The sequence below is a fragment of the uncultured Shewanella sp. genome (assembly GCF_947495455.1).
GTDB lineage: Bacteria > Pseudomonadota > Gammaproteobacteria > Enterobacterales > Shewanellaceae > Shewanella.
This window is the reverse complement of record NZ_CANLZC010000157.1, coordinates 1-8,297: the sequence shown is the minus strand read 5'-3', so window position 1 is coordinate 8,297 and position 8,297 is coordinate 1. Positions and strand designations below refer to the sequence as shown.

The following is an 8,297-nucleotide window of genomic DNA, read 5'->3' as shown; positions in this document are numbered from 1 at the left end:
GAGAAAGCCACAACTTAATATAACATCAGCTGAATTCAACGCGATGGCAGTGATGCGTTAAACCGATCTGAGGTTAATTATTTACATAACGGATAAGTTCAACAATTTTAGGTGTGGTATCATTGTATTCCTGTTTCATTTGACGTAAATGTACATGTACGATCACAAATTATTAGAACCAATCAATAATTTTCTGAAATGCTCAACACCCGATCCTTGGATTGAAAAAGCTTGTATGCCTGAAAACTTATCTCAATTGCTGATCGATCACTGTAATTGTGAGCTAAAGGCAGCTCAAACGGCGATGTTTCTTTTAAGAAAATATGCAGTGGATGCCAAGAGTGGTCAGTTATTATTGGCTTGGGCAAAGCCATATGAAGACTTTGTTTATCAGAAAGAGAGGGATATTGGTGAGTTTTTAGCGAGTCGAACGCAAAAAAATGAGGCAATAGGAGAGTTGGCGCCTAAGGCTAATTTTGCAACTGCACCTGATTTAATTGCCAAAATGGTGCGTTTAATCAAAGAAGAATTCCATCACTTTGAGCAAGTCTTGGCATTAATGCACGCCAGAGGCATTGAATATCAAAATATGAATGCCGGTCGTTATGCAAAGGGCATGATGAAACATATTCGCACCTTTGAACCAGCAGCATTAGTGGATAAACTTATTGCAGGGGCGTTTATTGAAGCGCGATCTTGTGAACGTTTTGCTATGTTAGCCCCACATTTAGATGATGAACTGAATAAGTTTTATGTGTCACTCTTACGCTCTGAAGCGCGTCATTATCAAGATTATTTGATGTTAGCTGAAAATATAGCCGAAACTATGCCAATTAAGGTGAACACCAATAAATCAAAGCAGACAAAACCTTCTGTTAAAGAGGATATTCATTCTCGCATTGCCTTGTTTGCCACAGTGGAAGCTGAATTAATTTCATCACCTGATCCTGACTTTAAATTTCATAGTGGGATCCCAATATAGTTTTGGAATAAATTGATTTAGCTATATAAATAAGTGCTGCTTCTTGAGTTTACTTCTTAGTGGCTGATTTTGGCATACCGATTTTCAATAAGTCTTTACCAAAAATAACTTTACCTTGGTATTGTTGCCGAATAATAGCCAAACTGGCTGCTTTATTGATTATACCTGGTACAAAATGAGTATACACAAGGGTTTTGACATTGGCGTTTTTAGCGATACGACTAGACTCTGCTAAATTGAGGTGCGCTTTTATTTTATTTGTCCTTTGCTTATCTTTGTTCTGTGACGCCGAGGGAGCAGCATTAACTTGATGTGGATTGTGGCCTTGACTATTTTTGTTATGGCTCATGATCATACCGCCTGAGTCGATAATCATCACATCGGCATTTTGTGCAAAATGCGCTAATTTATCTGTGTAGGTGAGATCGCCTGTGACGACAATGGATTGGCCTTGATAATCGAAACGGTAAGCGAGCGTGTAGATACTATGAGGTACTTTTAACGTACTGATACGTATACCCTCAAATAGAAAAGATTCCCCTCCTTTTAGCTCTTTGATTGTAAAGGCACCTTTTCTTTCACTCAAACGTCTATTCTGTCGAGATAAGCGGTAATCAATGTCTTGCGTATAAAAATCGAGATCCATATCAACTAGCTGCTTCGTTTTTGGCGGCCCCATAATGGTAAAAGTATGTCTGCCTAACAAAGCACCGATAAAAATAGGGGCAAATTCTTCATCATGATCTAAGTGATGATGGGTAAACATGATGGCATTTAAATCTTGTGCTTGAATTCCTATTTTGGCTAAATTGGCTTGAGTACCGTTACCCATATCTAGGAGTAGTTTGTCCTTTCCTGCTGTGATCAATACGCTGGCGCTGGCTCTGTGGGGATTATATTGAGGTGCGCCAGATCCTATGATGGTGGCATTAAAGGGAGCCTTAATAGGATGACCAACACTCAATGGTGACATAATTAATGAAAAGATAAGGATAATTTTTCGTACATAGTGTCGACAAAAGGTCAGTTGCATTGGTTATTGTCCAAAAATAAAAACTCATTAAATTATCATAGTTAAAAATGAAGATGCATGACTTTTAAGTTAATTGACAGTATTTTGAAAGTTTAAAATTGAGGGCTGACAAAATGGAAAGTGTCCTGTGCAACAAAGTGATTATTGTACAGGAGCGTTTAAATTAAGTGTTAAAAGTGAGGGGGTTAGTTAAATCGCCAAAAGGAATTTGACCTCGTGCTATCATTTCTGTATCTCTTTGCTTGATGCCATCTAATGTTTCTAAATCAAATACGCGGGTGATGAGTCGCAATATAGAAGCCGTATCATATTGAGTATGATCGACGCCACCGTGACGGGAAAAAGGAGAGACAACGAGAGCAGGAATACGAGAACCTGGTCCCCACCTGTCTCCCTTAGGTGGAGCAACATGATCCCACCAACCGCCATTTTCATCAGTGGTGACAATGACAACCATATTGTTCCATTGAGGACTCTCTTGTAACACTTTTAGTGTTCTATCAATATGCCTATCACCGGATTCTATTTCGGCATAACCGGCGTGCATGTTGAGATTACCTTGTGGCTTATAGAAAGTCACAGGCGGCAACTTCCCAGCCTCGATATCTTGAAAAAACTTGTTAGTACTAGAGTCATTGCCAAGGCCTGCATCACGTAAACGTTTAATGCGCTCAATGGGGTGCTCAGGTCCTTGGGCTTTAAAGTAATTAAAAGGTTGGTGGTGATATTGGAAGTTAGGTATTTTGGGGATCCCAGTTGAGTTTTGATATTCGTGAATGGTGGCAGACCATGCACCAGCATACCAAGCCCAATCAATATTTTTTTTCGAAAGCTTATCACCAATATGTTCATGGGTTTGAGGGACTAATGTATTGGGCTGATCCCAGTCTGCATAGTCGGGACGTTCAGGATCCCGGCTCCAACTGGGCCAATAAGGCGGCGCCATGGTATTGACGGCATAGCCGTCAGGTGTCAATGCACTAGGGCCAAATTGAGGGGGGCCATCCATTGCACTTGACGGAGAGCTGTCTAATGGCTTGAGTCGTGTATCCAGAGGGTTATGAGTCTGAAGCGTGGCTATTTGAGTCTTAGCGGGTGAACGGTACACATTTGGATAAAAAGGGACTGTTGCACTGATTAAATATTGATGATTTAGAAAGGAGCCACCAAATGCTCCTTGAAAGAAGTTATCACATAATACAAACTCTTTTGCGACATTCCAGAGCCTAAGAGAGTAACGGCTTTGTGTATAATGGCCCATGGTTAATGCGCCTGAATCAGCCCATGCCACAAAATGATCATTTTTACCGCCATTGATTTGCATCTGATTTTGATAGAAGACGTGCCAGAGATCCCTTGTGATAAGGCCAAAAGGTAACTCTTCTCCATGGGGGCCTTTTAATGCAAAAGGGGCATTGGGTAAATGGGTTTGATATTGCACTTCGGTAGGATAATCTACGCCATTGATATTTTGTGGGCCGAGCTGTACACAGCCTCCCCATATTTCAGGAAGTGTGTCGAGAATGTTGCCGTTTCTGTCTTTTTGTTGATATTCCTCAGGTTTGAGAGATGACAGAGGTTTTTCAAGGCCTGGAAAGTCACTAAAGAGGTTATTAAAGCTGCGGTTTTCGGCATAAATCACGACGACATTTTTAACGTTTTCCTTTAGTGCTTTATTTAATTCAGTAGAAGTGCGAGATGAAGGTGTGAGTGCTTTTTTATGCACTTTTTCACTCATTGATTCACTTCCATAAGCACTTAAGGATGCACCTGCGCCGATTGCCGCAACCCCTGCTATGAACTGTCGGCGGCTAATGTGATTGGACGGTTTATCAGTGGATTGATCTTTAGGGTCAGTCATTCATGCCCCCTTATAGCGGAATATAAAAATGAGAATATGAACAAGCATATTATTTATACGATTAAGACGTCAGTATGCCAGATAAACAGGAAAGAAAAAATACAGAACAATTGATGAAGTGGCTAATATTAATGAGTGCTATTTAATCCTTATCAGTGCTTTGATTAAACCCATACAGATTAGTTTGTTATTATTCTATTTATCAGTTTGTTATGCATTCTCTTGCCATTCAATAAGTGGATAAATAATATGACTAGGCTTTGTTGTTTTTTTAAGTGATGTACATTTATAAAACGGTATTATTACTTGTTGTTTTAAATTGTGGTTATTAATGGTTACGAAAAGTCTTTTTTAATAACAAATAGGCGATTAAATTATCAATTTTATGAGGTTACTAGATATACCTCATTGCCATCAAATGACATCAATATGCGTTAGAAAAGCATATTGATGTAGTCAAATAAAATTAATTAACAAAAGGTAAGGCTTGTAAATCTGCGCCCTTATTAGATAACTTTAATACACTCCCTTGATCGTACCAATCACCAACAACAATACGTTGTTTATTGTGTTTTAATGAGTGAATATTAGGCCGATGAGTATGACCATGGATCATAAATTGGCTTTGTGTTTTACGTAATAGCTCATCAACAGCTTTAGGCTCCACATCCATAATGGCCATGCTTTTATGTTGATTCACATTTTGGCTATTTTTACGAAGATTAAGTGCAATATTAAGACGTGTTTTTTTTGGCAGATGATTATAAATCCACTTAGCCCAAGCCCAATTTCTAAAGGTTCGAAAACGTTGGTAGCTTTTATCTAAAGTACACAGACTATCACCATGTAATAGCACATAAGTGTTGCCATAGAGGGTGATTTTTTTGACTTCGGGAAGTAATGTCATTCCGCTTCGTTTCGCGTAGGCTTTTCCGACTAGAAAATCACGATTACCATGAATAAAATAAATGGGAACTTTAATGGAAATAATTTTGAGTTTATCTGCTATATCCAGTGCGAAAGGTTCTGCTAAATCATCTCCTACCCAGACATCAAAGAGATCGCCAAGAATATATAAGGCATCAGTATCGCTTGGAAGGTTATCAAGGAATTGGCTAAAGGCTTGGGTAATATCAGGACGATTTGCACTTAAATGCAAATCGCCCACAAAGAAAGTATGCATGAATGAATAATATTTATGCGATACTGACTTTTTCGATTATCACTGCTTCTAAAGGTACATCTTGATGCATGCCCTTATTACCAGTGCTTACGCCTTTAATTTTATTGACAACGTCCATTCCCGCAGTCACTTCACCAAATACGCAGTAACCCCATCCTTGTGCATTTTCGGCTTTAAAATCAAGGAAAGTATTGTCGCTAACATTGATAAAAAATTGTGCAGTGGCGGAATGTGGATCAGAGGTTCTGGCCATTGCAATACTACCAATAACGTTTGATAAACCATTATTGGCTTCGTTTTTAATGGTTTCATTGCAACGTTTTTGGCTCATGTCTTCGGTAAAGCCACCACCTTGGATCATGAAGCCATCGATAACACGGTGAAAAATAGTGCCGTCGTAAAACCCATCTTTTGCGTAATTGAGGAAGTTTTCAACAGTAACCGGTGCTTTTTCACTGTTTAAATTAAGTTGAATGTCACCGTGGTTTGTGTGAAGTGTGATCATGGTTTTTCTCTATGTTTGCACAAAGTGCACAAATCAATAAGGGTAAATAGTCGTGTGATTCTAACCTAATTGCTTTAGCGCTTAAAGTCTTGAATGAAATAAAGGGAGACCAATAAGGCCTATCAACGAATAGGAATAGGGCTTTTTGTTCTTTGTGTGTTAAAACAAGCTGGAAGCCCTTTCTAGGCGATGGTAGACTGACTCCTTTAAACCTATTTGGATCTTGAAGAGAAAAGCAATGTTGAAGCTATATAATAGTCTGACCCGCCAAAAAGAAGAATTTAAGCCTATCGTACCTGGAAAGGTCAATATGTATGTGTGTGGCACGACTATCTATGATCTTTGTCATATCGGACATGGCCGAACATATGTTGCTTTTGACATGATGGTACGTTATTTACGATTTTCTGGTTTTGAGGTGAATTATCAACGCAATATTACCGATGTTGATGATAAAATTATCAAACGCGCCAATGAAAATAATGAAACCTGTGAATCGCTCACTGAGCGGTTAATTATTGAGATGCACAAAGATTTTGCGGCATTAAATATTCAAGCACCTGATTTCGAGCCCAGAGCGACATTACACATTCCCGAAATCATTAATATTATCGAAACCTTGATTACCAAAGAGCATGCTTATGTAGCAGCCAATGGTGATGTGTTATTCAGTGTGGCGTCCTATCAAGAATATGGTCGTTTATCTGGACAAGATCTGAGTCAGCTAAAAGCAGGGGCTCGTGTAGAAGTGGATGACACTAAGCGCGATCCTATGGATTTTGTGTTGTGGAAAATGTCCAAGCCCGGTGAGCCTACATGGGATTCTCCTTGGGGAGCAGGTCGTCCAGGTTGGCATATTGAATGCTCTGCAATGACAAGTAAAAGCTTTGGTCCTCATTTTGATATTCACGGTGGTGGATCCGATCTGCAATTTCCTCACCATGAAAATGAAATTGCTCAATCTTGCTGCGCCCATGATACGCCTTATGTGAATTACTGGATGCACACAGGTATGATGATGATGGACAAAGAAAAAATGTCTAAATCATTAAATAACTTTTTTACGATTCGTGATGTGCTGTCTCATTATGATGCAGAAACCGTGCGTTACTTTTTATTGTCAGGTCATTATCGTAGTCAGCAAAATTACTCTAAAGAGAATGTGAAACAAGCCAAAGCGGGATTGACTCGTTTATATACTGCATTAAAAGGGTTAGATTTAAGTGTTGATGCGGCAGACGATGCACATTTTGTGGCGAAATTTAAAGTGGCAATGGATGATGATTTTAATACGCCGGAAGCCTATGCAGTGTTATTTGATATGGCGCGTGAAATTAATCGCTTAAAAGAAATCGACTTAGCTGCAGCTTCAGCCTTGGGTGTGAGTTTAAAGCGCCTTACAAATGTACTTGGTATCATGCAACAAGATGCTGACACTTACTTTAAAGGTGAAGGGAGTGATGATGAGGTGGCACAAATTGAAGCCTTTATTGTGCAGCGTAATGAAGCGCGTGCGGCAAAAGATTGGGCGGCAGCCGATGTGGCTCGTGACGGTTTAAATGCCTTAGGTGTGGTGTTAGAAGATGGCCCAGATGGAACGACTTGGCGTAAAAAATAATCTTATGCTGAAGTTATAAAAAAATGCCTGCAATCATGCAGGCATTTTTTATCGGATCGGTTTAGTGCTCGTTAATAGTCAATGAATGGCATTAGCCGTTACCCATTAATCATGATACTCTTCAGCGGCATATAAAGTATTGTCCAGCAGGCTGGCAATAGTCATAGGACCGACGCCTCCAGGTACTGGCGTGATCCAAGCAGCTTGTTCTTTTGCGCTATCAAAAGCCACATCACCTACCAATTTACCATCCGCTTGGCGATTGATCCCGACATCGATAACAATGGCGCCAGGTTTTATCCACTCACCTGGAATAAAGCCGGGCTTACCGACAGCCACAATGAGTAAATCGGCTTGCTTGACTTTTTCTTCTAAATTACGAGTGAAGCGATGGCAAGTGGTTGTAGTACAACCTGCCAGTAATAGCTCAAGAGTCATGGGACGTCCGACAATGTTTGAGGCCCCGACAATGACGGCATCCAGTCCAAAAGTATCGATACCTGTGGATTTGATTAACGTCATAATTCCCATTGGTGTGCAAGAGCGAAGTACTGGAATGCGTTGTGCTAAACGGCCGACATTATAAGGATGAAAGCCATCAACATCTTTGTCGGGGCGAATACGCTCAATGACTTTGGACTCCTCAACATGTTCAGGAAGGGGGAGCTGCACTAAAATACCATCAATACTGGCATCATCATTACACTTATCGATTAAAGCCAGTAAATCGGCTTCAGTGGTATCACTGGGTAAATCATAAGAGCGAGAAATGAATCCGACTTCTTCACAGGCTCGTCGCTTATTTTCGACATAGACTTGTGAGGCAGGATCCGCGCCAACGAGAATAACGGCTAAACCAGGGATCCGTTGGCCTGCTTTTTTACGGGCAGTGACTTTATCTTTAAGTTGAGTTCGAATAGATTGGGCGATGGCTTTACCGTCGATAATTTGGGCAGTCATTGGGGGTTAGATATCCTTTATAGGCCGCAATAATGGAAACGACGTTATAGTAGCAGTCAGTGTCGCTTGTGTCATCGATTATATACCCGTGACTGAGGGATCCCCACTTTTCTGGCTCATAAACAATGAATACTGATTGTGAAGTGAGCCAAGTT

General features: G+C 40.2%; 8 protein-coding genes. 2 read left to right on the top strand and 6 right to left on the bottom strand.

The genetic code is table 11. The annotated features are described in order from the left end of the window. Positions 1-154 precede the first annotated feature (154 nt). Positions 155-982, top strand: a complete 828-nt coding sequence (gene miaE / locus Q0791_RS23645; protein ID WP_299011721.1) for a tRNA isopentenyl-2-thiomethyl-A-37 hydroxylase MiaE — start codon at positions 155-157, stop codon at positions 980-982. A 49-nt stretch (positions 983-1,031) separates the two neighbouring features. Here miaE and Q0791_RS23640 read toward each other — a convergent pair whose 3' ends face one another. From Q0791_RS23640 to Q0791_RS23625, 4 genes are all read right to left on the bottom strand, one after another. After that, the gene (locus tag Q0791_RS23640; RefSeq protein WP_299011720.1) at positions 1,032-2,015 is read right to left on the bottom strand and encodes an MBL fold metallo-hydrolase; all 984 of its coding nucleotides are present in this window, start codon (positions 2,013-2,015) and stop codon (positions 1,032-1,034) included. 163 nt (positions 2,016-2,178) lie between these two features. Further along, positions 2,179-3,876, bottom strand: a complete 1,698-nt coding sequence (locus Q0791_RS23635; RefSeq protein WP_299011719.1) for an acid phosphatase — start codon at positions 3,874-3,876, stop codon at positions 2,179-2,181. 466 nt (positions 3,877-4,342) lie between these two features. Then, entirely contained in the window at positions 4,343-5,059 is a 717-nt protein-coding gene (locus tag Q0791_RS23630) for a UDP-2,3-diacylglucosamine diphosphatase (RefSeq protein WP_299011718.1), read from the bottom strand. A 13-nt stretch (positions 5,060-5,072) separates the two neighbouring features. Continuing rightward, entirely contained in the window at positions 5,073-5,564 is a 492-nt protein-coding gene (locus tag Q0791_RS23625; protein ID WP_299011717.1) for a peptidylprolyl isomerase, read from the bottom strand. A gap of 238 nt (positions 5,565-5,802) precedes the next feature. Here Q0791_RS23625 and cysS point away from each other — a divergent pair, with 238 nt between their 5' ends. Further along, positions 5,803-7,182 (top strand): cysteine--tRNA ligase, encoded by a 1,380-nt coding sequence (cysS, locus tag Q0791_RS23620; protein WP_299011716.1) that lies wholly within the window; start codon positions 5,803-5,805, stop codon positions 7,180-7,182. A gap of 105 nt (positions 7,183-7,287) precedes the next feature. On the opposite strand, the gene folD is transcribed toward cysS, so the two are convergent. Next, entirely contained in the window at positions 7,288-8,142 is an 855-nt protein-coding gene (gene folD / locus Q0791_RS23615; protein ID WP_299011715.1) for a bifunctional methylenetetrahydrofolate dehydrogenase/methenyltetrahydrofolate cyclohydrolase FolD, read from the bottom strand. Next, positions 8,117-8,297: hypothetical protein (locus Q0791_RS23610; RefSeq protein WP_299011714.1), on the bottom strand; the 181-nt coding region annotated here is incomplete at its 5' end. The genes folD and Q0791_RS23610, both read right to left, overlap by 26 nt.

Bases quoted from the DNA above. Each gene is read 5' to 3' on its own strand.
- folD (WP_299011715.1), bottom strand. From the start codon at position 8,142: ATGACTGCCCAAATTATCGACGGTAAAGCCATCGCCCAATCTATTCGA.
- Q0791_RS23630 (WP_299011718.1), bottom strand. From the start codon at position 5,059: ATGCATACTTTCTTTGTGGGCGATTTGCATTTAAGTGCAAATCGTCCT.
- Q0791_RS23640 (WP_299011720.1), bottom strand. From the start codon at position 2,015: ATGCAACTGACCTTTTGTCGACACTATGTACGAAAAATTATCCTTATC.
- Q0791_RS23625 (WP_299011717.1), bottom strand. From the start codon at position 5,564: ATGATCACACTTCACACAAACCACGGTGACATTCAACTTAATTTAAAC.
- cysS (WP_299011716.1), top strand. From the start codon at position 5,803: ATGTTGAAGCTATATAATAGTCTGACCCGCCAAAAAGAAGAATTTAAG.
- miaE (WP_299011721.1), top strand. From the start codon at position 155: ATGTACGATCACAAATTATTAGAACCAATCAATAATTTTCTGAAATGC.
- Q0791_RS23635 (WP_299011719.1), bottom strand. From the start codon at position 3,876: ATGACTGACCCTAAAGATCAATCCACTGATAAACCGTCCAATCACATT.